The organism is Arthrobacter senegalensis (assembly GCF_059091765.1).
The window spans coordinates 47,997-69,481 of record NZ_JBNHGZ010000007.1; the positions used below are offsets into that span (position 1 = coordinate 47,997).

The following is a 21,485-nucleotide window of genomic DNA, read 5'->3' on the forward strand; positions in this document are numbered from 1 at the left end:
TCGCAGAAGTCTTCCACTGCTTCTGGCCCTCGGGTAACCTCCCGTTCATCCGTGCCCGCTGGACTGGGGGCGGTGCGCTCTGTGCACCGTGCAACCAGCTGTGCCGCAGCCCTTCCCTGCGGTTCGAGGAGCATTACTTCCACCTGAGAGATAGGGCCACATGGCTACTTCATCACCGAAGACCGCGCTGGCGGCGGTCCTGACGGCAGGCTTGGTGGCGGCGCCTTTCGCCGCGTTGCCTGCGCACGCGGCCGACCCGGTCGAGCTGAACCTGCTGAGCATCAACGATTTCCACGGCCGGATCGACGCGAACACCGTCAAGTTCGCCGGCACCGTGGAGCAGCTCCGCGCGCAGAACCCCGAGGGGACGCTGTTCACCTCCGCCGGCGACAACATCGGCGCCTCCGTCTTCGCGTCCTCCACGCAGCAGGACCAGCCGACCATCGATGTGCTCAACGCCCTCGAATTGGCGACGACGGCGGTGGGCAACCACGAGTTCGACGGCGGCTTCGCCGACCTGACCGACCGCGTGGCCGCCGCGTCCGACTACCCGCAGCTGGGCGCCAACGTGTACCGGGCCGGCACCACGGATCCGGCCCTGCCCGAGTACGAGCTGGTCACGGTCAACGGCGTGAGCGTCGGCGTGGTCGGAGTGGTCACGGAGGAAACCTCCTCGCTGGTGTCCCCGGGCGGGATCGCGGACCTGGAGTTCGGCGACCCGGTGGACGCCGTCAACCGGGTGGCGGCCCAGCTGACCGACGGCGAAGGCGACGAAGCCGACGTCATCATCGCGTCCTTCCACGAGGGAGCGAACACCAACACCGATCTGGGCGGCGCGGTGGGCGCCAGCGCCGTGTTCAACCGGATCGTTAACGAGACCAGCCCGGACGTGGACGTCATCTTCAACGGCCACATCCACCAGGCCTACAGCTTCGACGCCCCGGTCCCGGGTGCGGAGGGCAAGACCCGGCCCGTGGTGCAGGCAGGCTCCTACGGCGAGAACATCGGCCAGGTGCAGCTGAGCTATGACGCCGCGTCGGACGAGGTCGTGGCGCACACTGGGGCTGTGGTGCCGCGGACCAAGACCGCGGACGGTGACTTGGCGGCCGCGTACCCGCGGGTGGCCGCGGTATCCTCGATCGTCCAGGCCGCACTCGAGCACGCCGCGGAGATCGGCGCCCAGCCGGTCGGCTCCGTCACCGCCGACATCACCACCGCGTTCCTGCCCGACGGGCCGGATGCCGGCACCGAGCCGGACCGCGACGACCGCGCCTCGGAATCGACGCTGGGCAACCTCGTCGCCGACTCGCTGCTGGCGTCGCTGTCTTCCGCCGAACGCGGCGGCGCGCAGATCGGCGTGGTGAACCCCGGCGGCCTGCGCAACGAGCTCTACTACGCGCCCGACGGCACCGTCACCTACGCCGAGGCCAACGCGGTGCTGCCCTTCCTGAACAACCTGTGGACCACCACGCTGACCGGCGCGCAGGTCGAGGCCATGCTGGAGCAGCAGTGGCAGCGCACCGCCTCCGGCGACGTGCCGAGCCGCGCCTACCTGCAGCTTGGCCTGAGCAAGAACGTCAACTACACATACGACCCGGCCCTGCCCGAGGGGGAACGCATCACCGGCGTCTGGGTCAACGGCGAACCGCTGGACCCGGAACGCGGCTACCGCGTGGGCACCTTCAGCTTCCTTGCCCAGGGCGGCGACAACTTCCACATCTTCAACGACGGGACCGACACCCGCGACTCGGGCCTGGTGGACCGCGACGCGTGGATTGCCTACCTCCGGGGCAACAGCCCGCTGTCCCCGGACTTCGCCCGGCGCAGCGTGCAGCTCACCGGCGCGCCGGAGTCCGTCAGTCCCGGCGAAAAGGTCAGCGTGCAAGTGGCCAAGCTGGACCTCACGTCGCTGGGCGCCCCGGTGACCACCGAGGTGTCGCTGGCCTACGTCGACGCCGCGGGCACCAGCACCACGCTGGGCACCTTCCCGGTGACCGACGGCGCTGCCTCCATTGAGTTCACCGCACCGTCCGCGCTGGACGGCGGCTACTTCACATTGACCGCGGATGCGTCCGGAACCACCTTCCGGCTGCCCACCACCCTCATCGCCGGAGACACCAGCGCCGGCCATGTAGTGATCAACGAAGCCTATCTGTCCGGCGGCAGCGCCGGCGCGGCCTACCGGAACAAGTTCGTGGAGTTGTACAACCCCACGGACGCCGACATCAGCCTCGACGGCTGGTCGCTGCAGTACCGCTCGGCCACCGGCACCGGAAACCCCAGTGCCGTGGCGGAGCTGTCCGGCAGCATCAAGGCCGGCGGGCACTATCTGGTGCAGGCCAACTCCAACGGCAGCGCCGGCGAAGACCTGCCGGAGCCTGACCTGGTGACCGGCATGGCCCCGTCCGGCACGAGAGGCACCCTGGTGCTGTCGAACCAGGCCGGTGCGGTGGCGGACCTGGGCACCGGCTCGGTCGTCGACCGTGCCAACGTGGTGGACCTGTTGGGCTACGGCACCTCGAACACCTTTGAAACCGAAGCGGCCCAAGCGCCGGACAACAACCAGGACGTGCGGTCGCTGAACCGCGCCGAAGGAACGGACACCGACAACAACTCCGCGGACTTCAGCCTCAGCGAAGACATCACCCCGCAGGGCACCGGCGGGGGCGACGGCGGCGGTGATCCCGAACCGCTGCCGCGGTCCGTGGCCATCGCCGACATCCAAGGCACCGGCATGCAGTCCCCGCTGGCCGGCCAGACCGTGACCACCCGGGGCGTGGTCACCGCCGCCTACGCCACGGGCGGCTTTGACGGCTACTACATCCAGACGGAAGGCACCGGCGGTGACACCGACGCGGCAGCCCGGACGGCGTCCGATGCCGTCTTCGTCTACTCCCCGGCCACCGTCGGCCAGGTAGAGGCCGGCGACTTCGTGGAGGTCACGGGCAAGGTCAGCGAGTTCCACGGGCTGACCGAGCTCACGGTGGCCGCCGACGGACTGAAGCTGCTCACCGAGGCGGCAGCGGCCCCGAAGGCGGCCGCCATCGGTTGGCCCGCCAGCGACGACGAGCGCGAGAAGTTCGAGGGCATGCTGCTGGCTCCCCAGGGCGGCTTCACCGTCACCGACAACTACTCCCTGAACCAGTACGGTGAAATCGGCCTGGCCGCCGGAAACTCCCCGCTGGTGCAGCCGACCGCCGTCGGGACCTATGGTTCGGACGCGTTCTGGGCCGAAACCGAGAAGAACGCCGCCCTGGCCGTCACGCTGGACGACGGCTCAAGCGTCAACTACCTGGGCGCCGACGCCAACAAGGACATCCCGCTGCCTTACCTCTCCGCCGAGGATCCGGTCCGGGTGGGGTCCCCGGCCACATTCACCACCAACGTAGTGCTGGATTACCGGTTCGATCTCTGGCGTTTCCAGCCGCTGGGACATCTGACGGTGAAGAACGCGGAAAGCGTCCAGCCGGCGTCGTTCCAGAACACCCGCACTGATGCTCCGGAACAGGTTGGCGGCGTGAAGCTGGCCTCCTTCAACGTGCTGAACTACTTCACCACCACCGGCGATCAGGTGGCGGGATGCGGTGCCTTCACGGACCGCGATGGCAACCCGGTCACGGCCCGGAACTGCGACGCCCGCGGCGCCTGGGACGCTGCGAACCTGGAACGCCAGCAGGACAAGATCGTGGCAGCCATCAATGCGCTGGACGCGGACCTCGTGGCGCTGGAGGAGATCGAGAACTCCGCGCAGTTCGGCAAGGACCGCGACGCCGCCCTGGCCGCGCTGACCGAGGCACTGAATGCGGACCTGGGCGACACCCGCCACCACGGCAAGCATTCGGGCAAGGGGCCTCAGCACGGCGGGTGGGACTACGTCCGGTCGCCGGAGGAGCTGCCGGCGCTGGCGGATGAGGACTTCATCCGCACGGCCTTCATCTACAAGAAGGACGAGGTAAAGACGGTGCGAGAGTCGGTGATCCACAACGACACCGCAGCCTTCGCCAACGCCCGCAAGCCGCTGGCCCAGGCGTTCAAGGCCAAGAACGGCGCCTCGGATACCTTCATCGTGATTGCCAACCACTTCAAGTCCAAGGGCTCCGGCCCGAAGTCGGGCGAGAACGCCGACCACGGCCAGGGCGCCTGGAACGCCGCCCGCACCGCGCAGGCGCATTCCCTGGTGGACTTTGCGGATCGGCTGCAGGAGCAGTTCCGGACCAACAAGGTGCTGCTGACCGGCGATTTCAACTCCTACGCGAAGGAGGACCCGATCAGGGTCCTGACCGACGCCGGGTACGTCGACCAGGGCGCCAAGACCGGCGAGCACAGCTACAGCTTCGGCGGCATGGTCGGTTCGCTGGACTACATCTTCGCCTCGCCCGCCGCGGACGCGAAGGTCGAGGGCGCCGACATCTGGAACATCAACTCGGTGGAGTCGATCGCGCTGGAGTACAGCCGGTACAACTACAACGCCACCGACTTCTATGCGCCGGACCCCTACCGGGCGAGCGACCACGATCCGATCATCGTGGGCCTGGACATGGGCAAAGACAAGTAAGGCGGCAAGGCCGGTTAGAAACCACTGCGTAGGCCCTCCCCCGCCGGGGAGGGCCTACGCGCGTCCGTGGCCGGGGTCAGTACCCCGGCACCCCGCTGGCGACGACGTCGGTGCCCGCCTGTGCGGGGCCGGCCAGGCTCCTGTTGTCTGCTGCGGCCAGGATGGCGCGCGCTATCCGGTCCGCATCCTGCAGCGTACGGCCGCCGGTGTCGCCCGGCGCCCCGGCCTCGGCGGCGATCGACGTGCCCCACTGGACCGAGGACAGCTGCAGCCCGATCACATACAGGCTCCGGGCCGGATGGCCGTTTCGGTCCAGCGGACGGTAAGGCGGCAGCGTCACGTCCAGGCCCGAAGAGGTCACCGGCTGTCCGTTGGGCCCGATCATCAACCTCGGCCGGACCAAGCCGTCCTCGAGCATCCGCCGCAGCAGCGGAGACCGGTTGTGGGCCACCCGGTTGGCCGGCATCATCGCCTCCACCAGGTACGCGCCGGTGTATTCGGCGCCGTCGACCCACGGCGACGTCACCCGGAACCGGCCGCTGTCCGGGTCCACCTCGTAAACCGGTTCCGGCCCGGCGAACCGGACGATACCGGCCCGCGCCAGGGCGGCCAACTGCTCGATGCGCTGGGCCGGCGGTCCGCTCGCCAGCCCTTCGACCAGCGGTTCGAACCAGCCGCGCAGTTCGGCAAGCCACGATTCCTCCGTGATGCCGCCGTCGGCCACAATCTTCTTCAACAGCGAGCGCCCGGCGTTGAGAGCCCCGATGGCCATCTTGAGCGGATCGTCGGTGCCGCGGGCGGAACCCATGGCATCGGCATCCAGATAGTCCAGCACGGCCTGCTCGTAGTCCGCCGCGGAGGCAAACTTGCGCCCGTTGAACGGCTTGGCCAGTGCCTCCACGTCCAGCAACCGGTGCCCGGCGACCCGTTCCGACAGGTAGGCCCCCGCACGCACCAGCAGGGTGCGGCTGCCCGGCTCCGTCTTCTCCGCCAGCAGCCGCTCCAGCCCGGCCAGCAGCTCCTCCGGCGGCACGCTCAGGCACTCCGGTTCCACCCGCGCGAGCGTGGAGTAGTAGGCCCAGTAGACGTCGCGGTGCAGCATCGGCCACAGGTCGTGGTCGAAGCCGGGCTGCACGCCGGCTTCGGCATACAGGCTGGCCGCGTGCGTGGTGAAATGCCGCAGCTCCACGCCGGCCGGGATGTAGCTGTCGATCCTGGCCTTCGCCCGGTACGGCGTGCCCCGCCGGGAGCCAGCCACCAGCCGCGGTTCCTTCCCCGAAGGGACGTAGCGCAACGGCTCGGTGTCCGTCGCCGGGAGGAACCTTCCGCCGCGGCCTTCGGTGACCTGCACCATCAGGTCGAAAAAGTTCAGCCCCATGCCGCGCACCAGCACCGTGCGGTCGGGCGGGAGCCTGTCCCAGTCCACGTCGGCCGGCACATTCGGCGGCAGGTAGTTCAGGCCGTGCCGGGCCGCTGCATCCTGCAGCTGCTGCTGCTCCGGATTCAGCGCCGCGGGAACGTGCCCCAGGGCAAGCACCACGGCGTCCGCCGCCACGGTGGCACCGTCGGCCAGCTCAAGCTGCCATTCGCCGTCGTGCTCCGAGAGACCGGTGGCCTCCGCCGAATGCACGGTGAGGGACACGTCCGCCCCGGTCCGGGCGGCCAGCTGCGCGAAGGTCCAGGTCAGGTAGCGCCCGTAGAGTGCCCGGCTGGGAAAATCGGCCGGCCCCAGCGCAGCGGCCTCCTCGCGGTCGTCCTGCGGCACCTCGGGAAAGCTGCCGGCCGCGACCGCGGAGCGCCAGGCCTCGAAGGTCATGCCCGCCACCGGATCGGGGCCCACCTGTGGGGTCCCCGGGGCCGGCACCACCGTGGGGAACAGGCAGGGGGTGTTCATCAGGAACAACCGGGACTGGCCCGGCTGCCAGACATGCCCGGCGCCGGGAGGATAGGGATCGATCAGGTGGATCCGCAGGCGCGCCCCGCCGTGGGCCCGGTGGTTGGACAGCAGCCGCTCCAGCACGGAGGTGCCCCGCGGGCCGGCGCCCACGATCGCCACACGGTAACTGCCCGGATTGTCCATCCGTCTAGCCTACGGGTTGGAAACCGGCTCCCCGTGGCGGCATGCCTAGGATGGGTCCATGGCCAAGGACACCGCGCATCTGCCCCAGGACGACTTCATCTGGCTCGAGGACATCTACGGCGACAAGCCCCTGGAGTGGGCGAAGGCACAAAACCGGCTCACCGAGGCCAAGCTCGTGGACGACTCGTTCACGGCGCTGGAGGCCGGCATTCTGGAAGTCCTGGACGCGGAGGACCGGATCCCGGCCGTCATCAAGCGCGGCCCGCACTACTACAACTTCTGGCGGGACAAAGCCAACCCCCGCGGCCTGCTGCGCCGCACCAGCTGGGAGAGCTACCTGACCGATTCCCCGGACTGGGAGGTGCTGCTGGACGTCGACGCGCTGGCCGCCGCCGAGGGCGTCGACTGGGTCTATGCCGGTTCGTCCTTCCTGCGCCCGGCCGACGGCACCAGCTACCGGCGTGCCATGCTGCGGCTCTCCCCCGACGGCGGCGACGCGGTGCGGCTGCGCGAGTTCGACGTCGAGGACCGCGCCTTCGTGCCCGGCGGCTTCGACATCCCGGTGGCCAAGAGCTATGTCTCCTGGCTGGACGAGGACCACATCCTGCTGGGCACCGACTTCGGCCCCGGCTCGCTGACCACTTCCTCCTACCCGCGGACCAGCCGCATCCTGCGCCGCGGCCAGGCTCCGGAGGCTGCCACCGAGTACTTCGACGTCCCCCAAGACCACATGCTGGCCCAGGTGGGCCACGACTCCACCCCCGGCTTCGAACGGGACGTGGCGGTGGACGTCATCGATTTCTTCAACTACCGCACCTACCTGCGGCGCGACGGCGAGTGGCTGCCCATCGACGTTCCCACCGACGTGAACGTGGATCTCCACCGCCAGTGGCTGCTGCTGCGGCCGCGGGACGACTGGGAACTGGACGGCACCGTCCACCCGGCCGGGTCCCTGCTCGCCGCCGATCTGGAGGCGTTCCTGGCCGGCGACCGTTCCCTGCAGGTCCTCTTCGCCCCCGACGCGGCAACCTCGCTGCAGTCCTGGAGCTGGACCCGGAACTACCTGCTGCTCAACCTGCTGCAGGACGTCTCGTCCCGGATCCTGGTGCTGGATCCGGCCGCGCAGTGGGCCGCCTCCGAACTCCGTGACTGCCCGGCGCTGCACGCCGTGGATGCATCCGGGGTGGACGACGACGAATCCGACGACTACTGGCTGGTGGCCACCGGCTACCTCACCCCGTCGACCCTCTCGCGCGGCACCATCGGTGGGCCGGCACTGGAAGTCAAGGCATCGCCGTCGTACTTTGACGCCTCCGCCTACGAGGTCCAGCAGCACTTCGCCACCTCCAAGGACGGCACGCAGGTCCCCTATTTCCAGGTGGGCCCCAAGGATCTTGCGTACGACGGCGGCAACCCGGTGCTGCTCTCGGGTTACGGCGGGTTCGAAGTCGCGCGTACGCCCGGCTACAGCGGCACGGTGGGGCGGGCCTGGCTGGAACAGCGCAGCGAGGAGGGGCGCGGCGGCGTGTACGTGGTGGCCAACATCCGCGGCGGCGGCGAGTACGGCCCGGGCTGGCACCGGGCGGCGCTCCAGGCCAACCGGCACCGCGCCTACGAGGACTTCGCCGCGGTGGCGCAGGACCTGATGGACCGCGGGGTCACCCGCCGGGAGCGGCTGGGCTGCGCCGGCGGATCGAACGGCGGCCTGCTGGTGGGAAACATGCTGACCGGCTACCCGCACCTCTTCGGCGCGGTGTCGTGCGGGGTGCCGCTGCTGGACATGGCCCGCTACACCCGACTCTCCGCCGGTTACTCCTGGATCGCGGAGTACGGGGACCCCGAGGACCCGGCACAGTGGGAGTTCATCCGCACCTTCTCGCCCTACCACCTGCTCCAGCCCGGCACCGAGTATCCCGACACACTCATCTGGACCGCCACCTCGGACGACCGGGTGGGCCCGGTGCAGGCCCGCAAGATGGCCGCCCGGATGCAGGAACTCGGGATCGAAAACGTCTGGTTCCACGAAGCCCTCGAGGGCGGACACGCCGGCGCCAGCGACAACAAGCAGACGGCCCGGTTGCAGGCGCTCTCGCACGCGTTCCTGTGGCGCGCGCTGACCGGCTGAGCCCTTCGCGGTTTTGCTCTTGGCCCCGGATTCTGGGTAGTCTTGTGAGGCTAGCAATAGCGTATGGAGACGTGCCAGAGCGGCCGAATGGACTTCACTGCTAATGAAGGGTCGGGGTTAAACTCGACCGGGGGTTCAAATCCCCCCGTCTCCGCCCTTGGATGCCCGGTAACTCAACGAAGTTACCGGGCATCCCCCTGAAACCGAGAAAATCCCCCCACGACCTGTTAAAGTCAGGTCCAGAATGCCCCCGAACAGTTGAGCTCACGGGGATTTCGACCGAGAGGCCGAATCGCACACCGTTCTCCCGGTCTCACAAAAACGAGGGGGACGTATGGCGACGATCGAGGCTCGCAAGAACAGTGCTGGGCGGATCACGAGCTACCGCGTCGAGTGGTACGACAAGGGCACGCGGCACAGGCAAACACTGCCGACGGAGACAGCCGCGGTTCAATGGAAAGAACTGCTCGAGGCGGTCAAACACGACACCCAGGCCGCCCAAACGGCGCTACTCCGACAGGTGTCGAAGTCTCCCCGCTTCGAGGACGTAGCTCACGGGCACATCGAACGGCTTATCAACGTCGGCGAGTACACGCTCAAGCGCTACCGCGGCTACATCAAGAACCACTTCGCCGGCATCGGGCACCTTCCCGTGGATCAGATCACCGAAGACGACCTCATTCGCTGGGTCAAGAGCATGTTCAAGAAGGGGTTCCCCCAAGACCGTCGCCAACGTTCACGGCTTCATCCACGCGGCCATGAACTCCGCCGTCCGGCGCCGACTCCGCCCGGACAACCCCTGCAACGGAAGACTGCTGCCAAAGGACGACGCGACCGAAGACAAGGCCATGTTCCTCACCATGGAACAGATGAACGCCATCATCGACAACGCCGAAGAATGGCACCAGCCGATGTTGCGACTCCTGATTGGATCCGGGCTCCGGCTGGGCGAGGCGACGGCACTCAACGCGGCAGACTTTCGACTCGACGCTGCTACACCGTCTGTGCGAATCACAAAGGCATGGCAAGAGATGGAAGACGGGTGGGCCATCGGCGCCCCCAAGACGAAGAAGGCACGCCGCACCGTCGCCCTTGCCCCCTCCACCGTCGAAGCGATCCGATCGCGAGTGGAGTCCGCAAAGCGCGGGCGACCGGTCTTCAGCATTTCGCTCGAGACGGACGTCTACCCGCAGCACCGCCAATGGCTGGACGGATGGTACGCCGCAGTGAAGGCCGCGGACCTGGGACTGCATCAGCGGCCTCGAATCCACGACATCAGACACTCCCACGCATCCATGATGATCGCCGGCGGCATGAACCTGTACGAGCTCGCAAACCGGCTCGGACACGAATCGATCATCACGACCACAAAGACGTATGGCCACCTCGTGCCCGACGCCCACTTCCGCGCCGCGGCGATGGTGGAGACTGCACTCAATGGCGCTACGCCCCCGAAGGGCGAACTGCTCGCACCCGCGTAAGCGAAGGCCCCGCCAGTTTTGGCGGGGCCTTTCTCATGCCGCGAGTCTTCTTGGGACCGCCCTGTTCGCGGTGACTAGAGTGCCCCGCAGCCGGCCGACAAGTTGCGGGTAATGCCGCACCGCAGCAGTGACCCCGGCAAGGGCTGCCGGACGGCGTCACCGCTTGGCTTTTGGCCGTTGCCGCGGGCGTGACCCTCGTCGCCGGAGCCTTGGCAAGGATCGCGGCCATCCCCGGCGTAAATGCACTGCTGTCGAAGATCGGCCTCGGGGCCACACCGAGTAACTAACGACGACGCCCCGCCACTTCACTGGTGGCGGGGCGCTTCTTCGTTTTGGCGGACCTTAGCCTATGCCTTACGGCAAAGCAGATTGTCCCACGAGCCGGTTGGGTTGTAGCCGCTTTGCCCCTCGCCATTGGTGAACTCGACATAGCCATCCCCAAAGCGAGCCTCGACGAGACCCTGCGTATTGCCTAGGAACAAGCGCGCCTCAGTGCCCGGCTCAATCGTTTCAGGGATACCTTGCGCAATCAGGGGCAGGCCCGGGGTGCCTGGCTCAGTCTGGAATGTCACAAACATCTGGTCACCCGCGAGCGTCCAATCGAATGGCTCTTGCCCAACGGTACTGCTGCTGTTGTGAAAAATGCCGGTTCCGTCAGCGGCGAATTCAAATTTGTCCTCGTCGTAACCATTAGGTAAATTGCAGCTCCACGTGCCCGTGAGGTACTCGACTCGGCTGTCGCCGGCGCTTTCTCCGGCGCTTTCTCGGGCGCTTTCTCCGGCGTCTGCGCTTGCAGTACACCCTGCCAGCAGCACACCGGCTGTAGCGACCGCTGCCAAAGAAAACAGTTTCAGGCCCTTCATTTCCCCAACTTTCAGTAGGTGTTCATCGTCTCACCCAAAATAGCATTGACAGTCCCCCGTTCATAAAGCCGGAACGGGAAGGGCGCTCAACAAGCCACGGCCCAATCGCCAGGGACCAAAGAACAAAACAAGCGCCCCGTCACCTTCACTGGCGGCGGGGCGCATTCTGCGTCTGATGTTCCGTAATCAGCGATTATTAGAGCACCACTTTGCCGCTCGGCGGGAGACATCCATGATCGCGTCAAACAGTTCCTGAATGGGCACCTCTTGCTCTAGGACAGACACGGTGCGGCGCTCAGTATCAATCAGGCGGAGATGAACAGGTATCTCGCCGTTGATGCTGACCAATCTGTCCTTCGGCCCGATGCTTCGATCCAGTACCATTCGCTGCCCCATCTCGAAATATCGGTCCAGCCGGTCGTCAAAGTGTTCAAGGGAGTTGCGGACTTTACGGTTTTCCAACACCGGAATCCCCTTGATCTCGAGAGCCTTCCGCAGGGAGCGACCTCTTGCGATCGTCACATCCCGTCGTTTTTGATCGAGTGGGCTAAGCGGTTCTCCTGCTTCATCCACGGTGTTGACCTGGGGCCACAACAACTTAGAGATCATGGCTCCAGCTGCAAGTAGGGACTGCACAGCCGCAAATGCTCTTCCTGTTCCTCTATCTGCCCCTATCGACGCGTTGAGGTCCTCGACTGCAAATTGCGCGGCTTCCGCTTGGTTCAGCAGTTCCTGCATATAAGTATCCATGGTGAAGTTGTCCACAATGCCCCCGGGAAGGTTTCGCTGGTGCTGCCAGCCTAGTCCGTGATTGATCCCTTAACTACTGAAACTCAGGGCGCGCATCACCGAGGTCGATCATGGGTATGTGAACAAAGTCGAGGCCGCAGCCGCCATGGGTCTCATCTCGACCGAGCGGGGCCCGCGGCCTGACTTCGGCCGATGCCCGCCCAGCCGTGCACCATACCGCCGGGAGCCCTACGTGCGCGCTCAGGTGGACGGGGCGACAGTGGACGCCAAGGCGATCGGGTGGACCGATGAGCATGTGCACCTGAAGTGGCAGGACACAGAGTACGAGATGCACACACTCTGGGTGCCGGCGTCTTGCGTCCGAAGGATCACCCGGGAGGAATCAGCCTGGCGAGACCCCTACGACGAGCGGGACTAGTCCAGCAGCGAGCAGCCCTCTGAACGCCCCGCAGGCCCTGTCCCTACCCCTGACTACCGCCAGCCGGTCCTAAGCCCTGAAAGGCTGTCTGGTGAACCCATTCAGCAGGCACCAGCGGGCGTGGCAAGAGGCACCCCGCAGGGTGCCCCGCCGTGGCGGCCGCTGATGGGCCGACTATGATGGTTCAATCATTTTATGAAACGTGCTTGGGGGATTACTACCATTGCGCTGCTGGCATTGACAGGTTGCGCTCCGACCACAATGGCTGCGCCCGCTGCCACCGAATCGGCACCTGCATCGTCGCTGCGTGACACGATGCCTAGTCAGGAACAGAAAGACGCGCTGCAGGCCTACGTAAAGGCGGAGCGAGCTACGATTCCGAACCTGATGGCAACAACCTTTGCCGGCACCTATTCTGAGATGACCGTCGGAGGGGGATTTGACGTGGCGAATAAGACTTTGTTTCCTTCCGACGATGTGCCCGACGTGTTCTGGCGCGCCAGGGTCAAGTTCGCCTACACGTACGTCCCGGATTATGATCTCTCGGCGGCACACCGACAGATCGAGGCATTTGAAGCAGAGGTTGATCAGTTGTGCGACACTCTGCTCTTCCCAGGCATAAGGGCATTTGGCGTGGATACCCCATTAACAGTGCAGTACATGTATTACGCCGAGGATCGCTTTTTACCGATAAGGATTCTGCAGTGCAGCACCTACCACTAGTGGATCTGCACCTCGGAGGTGATGTCCTGCTTGTCCGTGGGAACGCGAACGTAGATGAGGATGCGGAGCGGCAAAGCCTTCGCCCTGCTCACCGTCTACTTGACGGATGTGGTGGTAGTGACGCCCTATCTAGGCCGTCGTGCTCCACGCGATAATCGAAGTGACTATTCGCCTGGCGCAGTCTCACCAAAACTTTCCCCCACTGGGGGGATTTACAGTCGAATCACCCCCGATCATGCTGTTTCTGCGGTTCTAATAATCCGGATGAAATCGGCCTACTGCCCTTTACTGGTGCGTAAGAACGGGCACAATGTATGCACATTTGGATGGGGTTCAAATCCCCCGTCTCCGCGTCAACCCCGTTACCTTCTTCGTAAGCCCTGAATAGGCAAGAATCAGGGTTGCTGGCCTGTCGGCTCCGGCATGATGTCTGCCCCCAGTCGCTCATGATCTGGGGGGGTGTTGTCACCGGGGTTCGATAGGCGCCAGAGGATCGCTGATGGGGACAAGACCAGCCGAAGCTTAGACGGCGGCAGGTCGGCCGTAACGTGGATGCCGAACTCTGCCGCCAGGACATGCCAGCACTCGTACTGGATTGATGTCTGGAGGCAGCGTGATCAAAGACCATCACCTCGTCGACGTGTTCATCGGCGTTGACGTCGGCAAGAGCAACCATCACGCCGTCGCATTAGACCGTGACGGCAAGAAACTGCTGGACAAGGCGCTGCCCCAGGACGAGGGAAAACTGCGAGAAATCATCGCCTCCCTGGCACAGCACGGAACCTTGCTGCTGGTGGTGGGCCAGCCGGCCACGATCGGTGCCCTGCCGGTCGCCGTGGCCCAAACCGAAGGCATCATGGTCGGTTACCTGCCCGGGCTGGCGATGCGCCGCATCGCGGACCTGCATCCGGGCGAAGCCAAGACCGATGCCCGGGACGCGGCCATCATCGCCGAGGCTGCCCGGACCATGCCACATACCCTGCGCGCCATCGCCTTAGCTGATGAACAGGCTGCGGAACTGTCGATGCTTGGCGGCTTCGACGATGATCTGGCGCAGCAGGCCACGGCTGCTTCCAACCGGATCCGGGGCCTGCTGACCCAGATCCATCCTGCGTTGGAGCGGGCGATCGGACCGCATCTGGACCATCCGGCGATGGCCGAACTGCTGGTCAAATACGCGACCCCGGACGCCCTGCGAAAGGCCGGCCTGGCCCGCGTGACTGCGCTGCTGGTCAGGTTTGCGCCGCGCGCTGGGAAGCGTTGGGCGGCCGAGGTGTTCACGGCATTGGGTGAGCAGACCGTGGTGGTATCCGGGACCGGCGCGGCGAGCATCGTTTTGCCGCAGCTGGCGGCGCAACTGGTGCAGCTGCGGACTTCCCGCGCGCAGGTACTGGCCCGGGTCGAAGAACTGGTGGAGGCCCACCCTCTTCACCTCGTCCTGACATCCATGCCGGCGGTCGGCGTCAGGACGGAAGCACGGATCATCACCGAGATCGTCGGCAAGGAATTCGCCTCAGCAGGGCATCTGGCTTCGTACTCCGGTTTCGCACCGGTGACCTGGAGATCGGGCACCTCGATCCGCGGTGACCATCCGTCGAAGAAGGGCAACAAAGTCCTCAAACGCGCCCTGTTCCTCTCCGCCTTCGCCGCACTGAAGGACCCCGTTTCACGCGCCTACTACGACCGGAAACGCGCCGAGGGCAAACGCCATAACCAAGCCTTGATCGCCCTGGCCAGGCGCCGTTGCGATGTCCTCTTCGCCATGCTCCGCGACATGACCCTCTACGAAACACCCCAGCTCAAGGCAGCCTGAACCCTTGACGAAGAACATAGGGACACCCCCCGGGAAACCGGGGGAGTTTTTGCGTCTGGTCCTCGCGTTCCGGCGGCCCGGCCGCATGATGAGGGCCCGCGTCCTCCAGTCGCAGCGTCAAGGCCGCGCGGGGCCGAACCAGCGGGCCAGCGCGTCCGCCAGCCCCCGCCCGGTCCCGTCCCCCGTCCACGCCACATGCCCGTCGGGCCGTATCAACACCGCGGCCGGAGCGCTCACCGAACCGATCACGGGAAGCTTCCACCCGCCGTCGTACCTGGCGTCCACCAGTTGCACCCGGTCCGCCCACGGCCCCGGCCCGATGCTGCCCGGCGCGCCGAGGTTCAGCAGCACCGCGCGGGCTCCATGCAGGAGGGTGAACACCCGCAGCGGACCCTTGGCGGTGGCCACGTCGAGATCGGGCATACGCCGCCCGAGCAGCGGGTGCCCCTCGCCGAGGTCGTAGCGGACGTCCAGTCCGGAGATGAGTGCAGCCAGCCGCTTCCGGGCCTCGTCGATCGTGAGCAGTCCGGCCACCGTGTCGGCCAAGGCGCCGACGCGCGGGTCGGCCCGTTGCATGAGCGACTGCGCCATCGTGTGCTTGAGCGCGCGGGCGTCGGCGGGATGCCGTTCGGCGTGGTAGGTGTCCAGCAGGCTGTCCGGGGCAGTGCCCCTGGCCACCAGGGCGAGCTTCCATCCGAGGTTCACGGCGTCCTGGATGCCGAGCCCGATCCCCTGCCCGCCCGAAGGAGCATGGACGTGCGCGGCGTCCCCGGCCAGCAACACGCGTCCGTTGCGGTAGGCCGCGGCCTGCCGCGTGGCGTCGGTGAAGCGCGAGATCCAGGTCGGATGGTGGATCCCGAAGTCGGTGCCGTAGACCTCGGACAGCGCCTTGCCGAGGTCCGCCAGGGTGGGCTCGGTCGCCGGCCCCAGTTGCTTCTCGGTCACGACGACCCGCACCGTTCGCCCGTCCTCCATCAGGTGCAGCCCGTGGACCCCCACGTCGTCGATGCGCATGCCCGACGGCGTCTCCTCGGTCACCTCCACCTCGGCGATCAGGCTGCTTTTCGTCGCATCCCAGCCGGGGAACCCGATGCCGGCCGCCTTGCGGACAGCGCTGCGACCGCCGTCGGCGCCGACCAGGTACCGCGCGCGCATCGGCCCGCCGTCGGCGAAATGCACGTCCACACCGGCGGCGTCCTGGACCAGGCCGGTGACCTCGAGCCCCCGATGGACCGGCACGCCCAGTTCCTCGATCCAGCCGGTCAGGATCCGCTCGATATGGTTCTGCCACAGGCCGAGCGTGTAGGGGTGGCGGGTGGGAAAGTCGCTGACATCCAGCGCCGTGTTCCCGAAGAACGCCGCCTGGACGGGCTGGCCCTCGGCCAGGAACCGGTCGGCGATCCCGCGCTGATCCAGGATCTCGATCGTGCGCGAGTGGAAGCCGCCCGCGCGCGAGCCCACCAGCTCCGGCGTCGGGCGGCGCTCCACCACCGCCGCCTCCATTCCCGCCAGCGCCAGCTCACCGGCCAGCATCATCCCCGTCGGACCGCCCCCGGCAACGATGACCTCGACCATCACGATCCCGCCTCTCCGAGCCTTTTGCGTGCGCCGCTTACGGCACGTCGGGGCCAGTTTGGGGCATCAGGGGGGCCTTGCAGCAAGCCCCCGGGTGCGCGCTACATTGGAAGTGGCGGGAGACCTACGGCTCCGAACGTCAGGCGAAGCCGAAGACCGGCGGGAAGGCCACGACGACGACGGCGGCCCAGGCGCCATAGACCGGCAGGTACCCTGTCTGCCAGCGCTCAAGCGCTGCGAAGGGCCGCCTCCCCCGCAGGAACCCGACGGTGAGCCACGCCGCCCGCACCAGATGCACGAGCAGGAGCAGGTTCAGGCCGAGCGCGGCAACCTTGTTGGGGCTGGTACCGAATTCGGCGATCCGGGTCAGCATCGCCGTCAGCATGACCGCGTCGACCGCGACCGCGGCGGCGACGAGGACCAATTGCAGGCCGTCGAACAGACCCGGCGGCGCCAGCGCGTCGCGGGCAGAAATCGCGTACAGCAGCAGGGCCAGGACGAGCACGAGGATCGCGTTCATCAGGATGAGCAGCCCCCGGTCGACGTCCACCAGGCCGCCGGCCGCCGTGAGCACTGCCAGCAAAGCCAGCAGCATCACGATGGTCAGGGGCGTGAAGACGCGGGTAAGCACCGGGGCGATGTTCTCGACGACGTTCTGCTTGGCCTCTACCAGCCAGGCGGCTACGACCAGCGCCCCCGGAACGGCGAACGGCAGGATCCAGGCCTCCATCGCAGGCTCGAAGTCGACGCCGACAGCCTGCAGCGCACCGAAAGTGAGCCCGATCAGCACAGCCCCGCCGAGGGCCAGCAGCGTGAAGTAGATCGCGAGCTCACCGGTGAACCGGACAAAGTCCATGCGCCGGCTGTGCTCCCGCCACCTGCCGCCAACGTACGCCACGCCCGCCAGCAGCCACAGGACGACCGGGGCGTGCAGCACGGCGAGCACCTCGGTGGAACCGGCGGCCGCGAACGGATAGGCATTGAGCAGCACGGCCAGCGCGGCAAACGGTACGAGCAGCGCCGCCGCCTTGGCCACCGTCAACCGGCGTTTCCAAGCGAAGTACGCGGCAAGGAACGGGAAGACGAGGAGGCCGAGGTTGCGTGCCAGGACCGCGCCGTCGAGCCACAGGGTGCCTGCCTTGACGGCCACCCCTGCCCCGACGGCGAGAGCGAGGACGACAGCGAGCTCCCGCCATGGCGGCGCTGCGGAGTCGGCGTCCTGCGGGACGAGTACCAACTGCTTCCACAGCCGGTCGGAGTGCTCGCGGGCGAACTCACGCGAGACCGCATCCAGATTGCCCAGGCGCTTGATCGCGACGAGGAAGGCCTCCTCGTCGTCCAGCCCTGACGCCTGCCGGTCGGCGATTTGTCCGCGAAGGTGGTCCTCGAGTTCATCGAGGTCCGCGGGTGAAATCGCCTGCCGCCGCCGGACGTACCCGCGCCACCGGTCTATCTGTGCTTCCAACTCGGCATGCGGTTCCATCAGGCCCACCCTTCGACCGGGGCCGCGGGCGGCGGCACTGCCTGCCACACCCGCCGCAAGGTCTCGGCGACCACCGTCCACTGTTGCTGCCGCTCGGCGAGCGCCTCCCGGCCTTGGGCGGTGATGGCGTAGTGTTTGCGCCGCCGGCCGGCCTCGGAGAGGCCCCACGAGGACGACACATACCCGAACCGCTCGAGTCGGTGCAGCAGCGGGTAGAGCATGCCGTCCGTCCACTCCAGCCCCCCGTCGGACAGTTCGCTCACGCGCTTGCTGATGGCGTAGCCGTACAGTTCGCCCTCCGACAATATCCCCAGCACGAGCGGGGTGGCCGAAGCGGCGACCAGGTCCTTGTCAATGCGCAAAGGGTCCTCCTGATACCTAGATCTGCAAGGTATTACCCTAGCAGCTCTAGGTATCCGGCAGGACGGCCTTCCGGCGAGGGCGGCCGGGGCTCAGGCCTTGAGGGCCAGGACGAGGGGCAGGACTGCTTCGGCCCCGGCCAGGCGCAGCGCGCGTCCCGCCACGGTCAGGGTCCAGCGGCTGTCGGCGACGTCGTCGACCAGCAGCACGGGGCCGCGGTTCTGCGCCAACCAGGCCTCACCGCCCTCGGGGACCTGGAACTGGTCCCACACGTCGGCCAACCGGAAGGCGCTGTTGCCGCCGGGGCCGCTGCGGGGTCCGCCGTGCGGGACCGTGAGTTCGCCCAGGTAGGGCAGCCGGCCGATCTCGGACAGGCCGCGGGCCAGCGACTGCACCAGCAGCGGCCTGCTGCGGGAGGGGACGCTGACGATGCCGACCGGGCGCTGTGCCCAACCCCATTGCGCCAGGACCTGGACGCAGGCGTTGAGCATGGCCGGGTCGACTTCGCGGTCCGGCGCCCCGTCCGCGAAGACCTCGCGCAGCTTCCCGCCCCAGCCCAGGTCCGTCAGCCGCGCCAGGGCCCGGCCGCTGCCGTTGGCCTCCGCCGGCGGGATCTTGCCCTTGACCGGCACGCCCAGCTTGTTCATGCCGCTGGGCCACATGGCGCGCGGTTCCAGTTCCACGCCGGCCCGCTGCAGGGCGGCGCCCGCGCTTTCGGTGGCCTCGGCCGCGACGGTGTCCGAGTACCAGGGTCCGGCGCAGTTGTCGCAGCGCCCGCAGGGCGCGGCGGCGGGATCGTCCAGGGCCCTGGCGAGGAATTCCATCCGGCAGCCGGAGGTGTTCTCGTAGTCCAGCATGGCGTTCTGCTCGGCCACCCGGGCCTGCGAAATGCGTCCGTAGCGCTCCGCGTCGTAGGTCCAGGGCTGGCCGGTTCCCTCCCAGCCGCCGCTGACCTTGCGCACCGCGCCGTCCACGGAGAGGACCTTCAGCAAGAGTTCCAGCGGGGACCGTTTCAGGTTCACCAGCGTCTCCAGCGCCGCGGTGGACAGCACGGTCCCCGGGACGGAGAGCTCGCGCAGCACGGCCGTGGCCGTGCCCTCGTTCGGCATCGACGCCGTGGCAAAGTACTCCCAGATGTCCCGGTCTTCGGTACCGGGCAGGAGCAGCACGTCAGCGTTCGGAGTTCCGCGGCCTGCGCGCCCCACCTGCTGGTAGTAGGCCACCGGGGAACTCGGCGCACCCAGGTGCACCACAAAGCCCAGGTCGGGTTTGTCGAAGCCCATGCCGAGGGCGCTGGTGGCCACCAGCGCCTTGACCCGGTTCTCCTTCAGCGCCGCCTCGGCCTGTTCCCGCTCGGCGGGATCGGTCCGGCCGGTGTAGGCGGCCACCTCGTGGCCGGCCTCGCGGAGCAGCCGGGCCGTGTCCTCGGCGGCGGAAACCGTGAGGGCGTAGATGATTCCGCTGCCGGGCAGGTCATCCAGGTGCGTGAGCAGCCACCCGAGCCGGGCACGCGGGCTGGCCAGGCGGAGCACTCCCAGCCGCAGCGACGCGCGGGCGAGCGGGCCCCGGATGGTGAGCACTCCGCCGTCGTGCCCGGGGGCGGCATGCACGCCGAGTTGCTCCTCGATGTCGTGGACCACGCGGGAATTGGCGGTGGCCGTGGTGGCCAGTACCGGGACCCGCTCGGGCAGCCGGGCGATCAGGTCCCGGATCCGCCGGTAATCCGGGCGGAAATCGTGGCCCCAGTCGGAAATGCAGTGCGCCTCGTCGACCACCAGCAGGCCGGAGCTTTGCACCAGCTGCGGCAGCTGTTCGTCGCGGAACCGCGGATTGTTCAGCCGCTCGGGCGAGACCAGCAGCACGTCCAGGGTATTGGCGGCCAACTGCTCCTGGACCTGGCCCCATTCCAGCTGGTTCGCCGAGTTGATCGCCGCGGCCCGCACCCCCGCGCGTTCGGCCGCCGCCACCTGGTCGCGCATGAGCGCGAGCAGGGGCGAGACGATCAGGGTGGGGCCGGCGCCGCGGCGGCGCAGCAGCAGGCTCGCCACGAAGTAGACCGCCGACTTTCCCCAGCCGGTACGCTGCACCACCAGGGCCCGGCGCCCGCCGGAAACCAGCGCCTCGACAGCCTCGAACTGGCCCTCGTGGAACTCGGCCGTGTCATTGCCCACCAGGGCGCGCAGCAGCGCGGTGGCCTCCCCGCGCAGCCCGCCGTCGTCCTGCCCGGGCACCGCCGTTCCCGTCGTCGCCGCGTCCGTTGTCCCGTCGATCAGCTCAGCCATGCTGCCCAGTATCGCAGCCGCCGAGGACAACCTGGCCCTTTTCCACAGCAGCCCCTTATAAGCTGGTGAAGTGAGCAGCATAGATCTTGGCCTGTCCTTCAAGGCGTACGACGTCCGCGGGATCGTGGGCGAAACCATTACGGCGGCGACCGTCGAGGCGACCGGCGCCGCGTTCGTGGACGTGTTGTCCCTGGCCGGGCAGACCGTGCTGGTGGGCGGCGACATGCGCCCGTCCTCGCCGGAATTCGCCGCCGCGTTCGCCCACGGCGCGGCCGGCCGCGGGGCCAACATCCAAATGCTGGGGCTGATCTCCACCGATGAGCTCTACTACGCCTGCGGGTCCCTGGACGCCGCCGGGGTGGTGTTCACCGCCAGCCACAACCCCGCCCAGTACAACGGCCTGAAGATGGCCAAGCCCGGGGCGGTGCCGGTCTCCTCCGACACCGGCATGTTCGACATCCGCGACCTGGCGCAGAAGTACCTCGAGACCGGAATCCCCGACGGCACCGAACCCGGAACCATCAGCGAAACCAACGTGCTGGCCGGTTACGCCTCCTACCTGCGCTCCCTGGTGGACCTGGCCGGCATCCGGCCGCTGAAGGTAGTCGTGGACGCCGGCAACGGCATGGCCGGGATGACCACCCCCGCCGTGCTCGGCGACACCCTGCTGCCGGCGCTGCCGCTTCAGGTCGTGCCGCTGTATTTCGAGCTGGACGGCACGTTCCCCAACCATCCGGCCAACCCCTTGGAACCGGAAAACCTGGTGGACCTGCAGGCCGCCGTCACCGAGCACGGGGCGGACCTCGGCCTGGCCTTCGACGGCGACGCCGACCGGTGCTTCGTGATCGATGAGACCGGGGCGGTGGTCTCCCCCTCGGCAATCACCGCGCTGGTCGCCCGGCGCGAAATCGCCCGCGCCCGCGCCGCCGGCGAAGAAAGCCCGGCGGTGATCCACAACCTGATCACCTCCCGCGCCG

The 21,485-nt window shown here is 67.5% G+C and carries 15 protein-coding genes and 1 tRNA gene; 8 read left to right on the top strand and 8 right to left on the bottom strand.

Annotation, left to right across the window (positions count from 1 at the left end):
* Positions 1-160: 160 nt before the first annotated feature.
* Positions 161-4,555, top strand: coding sequence for an ExeM/NucH family extracellular endonuclease (locus tag AC5RVG_RS16810; protein ID WP_494014755.1), 4,395 nt, complete (start codon positions 161-163; stop codon positions 4,553-4,555).
* Between the two features lie 76 nt (positions 4,556-4,631).
* On the opposite strand, the gene AC5RVG_RS16815 is transcribed toward AC5RVG_RS16810, so the two are convergent.
* Entirely contained in the window at positions 4,632-6,635 is a 2,004-nt protein-coding gene (locus AC5RVG_RS16815) for an FAD/NAD(P)-binding protein (RefSeq protein WP_494014756.1), read from the bottom strand.
* Positions 6,636-6,693: 58 nt separating this feature from the next.
* Between AC5RVG_RS16815 and AC5RVG_RS16820 the strand changes: the two genes are divergently transcribed.
* Together AC5RVG_RS16820 and AC5RVG_RS16825 are read left to right on the top strand one after the other, a co-directional pair.
* Positions 6,694-8,760 (top strand): prolyl oligopeptidase family serine peptidase, encoded by a 2,067-nt coding sequence (locus AC5RVG_RS16820; protein WP_494014757.1) that lies wholly within the window; start codon positions 6,694-6,696, stop codon positions 8,758-8,760.
* Positions 8,761-8,825: 65 nt separating this feature from the next.
* Positions 8,826-8,914 (top strand) — tRNA-Ser (locus tag AC5RVG_RS16825).
* A 354-nt stretch (positions 8,915-9,268) separates the two neighbouring features.
* Here the strand turns inward: AC5RVG_RS16825 and AC5RVG_RS16830 are convergent.
* On the bottom strand, positions 9,269-9,493 hold the full coding sequence (locus AC5RVG_RS16830) for a hypothetical protein (RefSeq protein WP_494014758.1): 225 nt from the start codon (positions 9,491-9,493) through the stop codon (positions 9,269-9,271).
* A gap of 25 nt (positions 9,494-9,518) precedes the next feature.
* Between AC5RVG_RS16830 and AC5RVG_RS16835 the strand changes: the two genes are divergently transcribed.
* Positions 9,519-10,241, top strand: coding sequence for a tyrosine-type recombinase/integrase (locus AC5RVG_RS16835; RefSeq protein WP_494014759.1), 723 nt, complete (start codon positions 9,519-9,521; stop codon positions 10,239-10,241).
* Between the two features lie 347 nt (positions 10,242-10,588).
* On the opposite strand, the gene AC5RVG_RS16840 is transcribed toward AC5RVG_RS16835, so the two are convergent.
* Both AC5RVG_RS16840 and AC5RVG_RS16845 read right to left on the bottom strand, forming a co-directional pair.
* Positions 10,589-11,104: a hypothetical protein gene (locus AC5RVG_RS16840; RefSeq protein WP_494014760.1), complete on the bottom strand. Its 516-nt coding sequence runs from the start codon at positions 11,102-11,104 to the stop codon at positions 10,589-10,591.
* 186 nt (positions 11,105-11,290) lie between these two features.
* Entirely contained in the window at positions 11,291-11,869 is a 579-nt protein-coding gene (locus AC5RVG_RS16845; RefSeq protein WP_494014761.1) for a hypothetical protein, read from the bottom strand.
* Between the two features lie 217 nt (positions 11,870-12,086).
* On the opposite strand from AC5RVG_RS16845, the gene AC5RVG_RS16850 reads away from it, so the two are divergent.
* From AC5RVG_RS16850 to AC5RVG_RS16860, 3 genes are all read left to right on the top strand, one after another.
* A complete protein-coding gene (locus AC5RVG_RS16850) occupies positions 12,087-12,272 on the top strand; it encodes a hypothetical protein (RefSeq protein ID WP_494014762.1) in 186 nt (61 codons plus the stop codon).
* A gap of 195 nt (positions 12,273-12,467) precedes the next feature.
* Complete coding sequence (locus AC5RVG_RS16855) at positions 12,468-12,995, top strand: hypothetical protein (protein ID WP_494014763.1); 528 nt, start codon at positions 12,468-12,470, stop codon at positions 12,993-12,995.
* 598 nt (positions 12,996-13,593) lie between these two features.
* Entirely contained in the window at positions 13,594-14,808 is a 1,215-nt protein-coding gene (locus AC5RVG_RS16860; RefSeq protein WP_494014764.1) for an IS110 family RNA-guided transposase, read from the top strand.
* A 117-nt stretch (positions 14,809-14,925) separates the two neighbouring features.
* Here AC5RVG_RS16860 and AC5RVG_RS16865 read toward each other — a convergent pair whose 3' ends face one another.
* The 4 genes from AC5RVG_RS16865 to AC5RVG_RS16880 form a co-directional block, all read right to left on the bottom strand.
* Positions 14,926-16,383 (bottom strand): FAD-dependent monooxygenase, encoded by a 1,458-nt coding sequence (locus AC5RVG_RS16865; protein ID WP_494014771.1) that lies wholly within the window; start codon positions 16,381-16,383, stop codon positions 14,926-14,928.
* 139 nt (positions 16,384-16,522) lie between these two features.
* Positions 16,523-17,866 carry a permease prefix domain 1-containing protein gene (locus AC5RVG_RS16870; protein ID WP_494014765.1) on the bottom strand — a complete coding sequence of 448 codons (1,344 nt, stop codon included), beginning with the start codon at positions 17,864-17,866 and terminating at the stop codon, positions 16,523-16,525.
* Positions 17,866-18,228: a PadR family transcriptional regulator gene (locus AC5RVG_RS16875; protein WP_494014766.1), complete on the bottom strand. Its 363-nt coding sequence runs from the start codon at positions 18,226-18,228 to the stop codon at positions 17,866-17,868. The genes AC5RVG_RS16870 and AC5RVG_RS16875 overlap by 1 nt, the downstream gene beginning before the upstream one ends.
* Before the next feature lie 90 nt (positions 18,229-18,318).
* A complete protein-coding gene (locus AC5RVG_RS16880) occupies positions 18,319-20,508 on the bottom strand; it encodes a RecQ family ATP-dependent DNA helicase (RefSeq protein ID WP_494014767.1) in 2,190 nt (729 codons plus the stop codon).
* A 70-nt stretch (positions 20,509-20,578) separates the two neighbouring features.
* On the opposite strand from AC5RVG_RS16880, the gene AC5RVG_RS16885 reads away from it, so the two are divergent.
* Positions 20,579-21,485 (top strand): phosphohexomutase domain-containing protein (locus AC5RVG_RS16885; RefSeq protein WP_494014768.1); only part of this gene is annotated, 907 nt, incomplete at its 3' end.

Coding starts and splice junctions, on each gene's coding strand:
- AC5RVG_RS16810 (WP_494014755.1), top strand. CDS start 161: ATGGCTACTTCATCACCGAAGACCGCGCTGGCGGCGGTCCTGACGGCA.
- AC5RVG_RS16815 (WP_494014756.1), bottom strand. CDS start 6,635: ATGGACAATCCGGGCAGTTACCGTGTGGCGATCGTGGGCGCCGGCCCG.
- AC5RVG_RS16820 (WP_494014757.1), top strand. CDS start 6,694: ATGGCCAAGGACACCGCGCATCTGCCCCAGGACGACTTCATCTGGCTC.
- AC5RVG_RS16835 (WP_494014759.1), top strand. CDS start 9,519: ATGAACTCCGCCGTCCGGCGCCGACTCCGCCCGGACAACCCCTGCAAC.
- AC5RVG_RS16840 (WP_494014760.1), bottom strand. CDS start 11,104: ATGAAGGGCCTGAAACTGTTTTCTTTGGCAGCGGTCGCTACAGCCGGT.
- AC5RVG_RS16855 (WP_494014763.1), top strand. CDS start 12,468: ATGAAACGTGCTTGGGGGATTACTACCATTGCGCTGCTGGCATTGACA.
- AC5RVG_RS16860 (WP_494014764.1), top strand. CDS start 13,594: ATGTCTGGAGGCAGCGTGATCAAAGACCATCACCTCGTCGACGTGTTC.
- AC5RVG_RS16865 (WP_494014771.1), bottom strand. CDS start 16,383: ATGGTCGAGGTCATCGTTGCCGGGGGCGGTCCGACGGGGATGATGCTG.
- AC5RVG_RS16870 (WP_494014765.1), bottom strand. CDS start 17,866: ATGGAACCGCATGCCGAGTTGGAAGCACAGATAGACCGGTGGCGCGGG.
- AC5RVG_RS16880 (WP_494014767.1), bottom strand. CDS start 20,508: ATGGCTGAGCTGATCGACGGGACAACGGACGCGGCGACGACGGGAACG.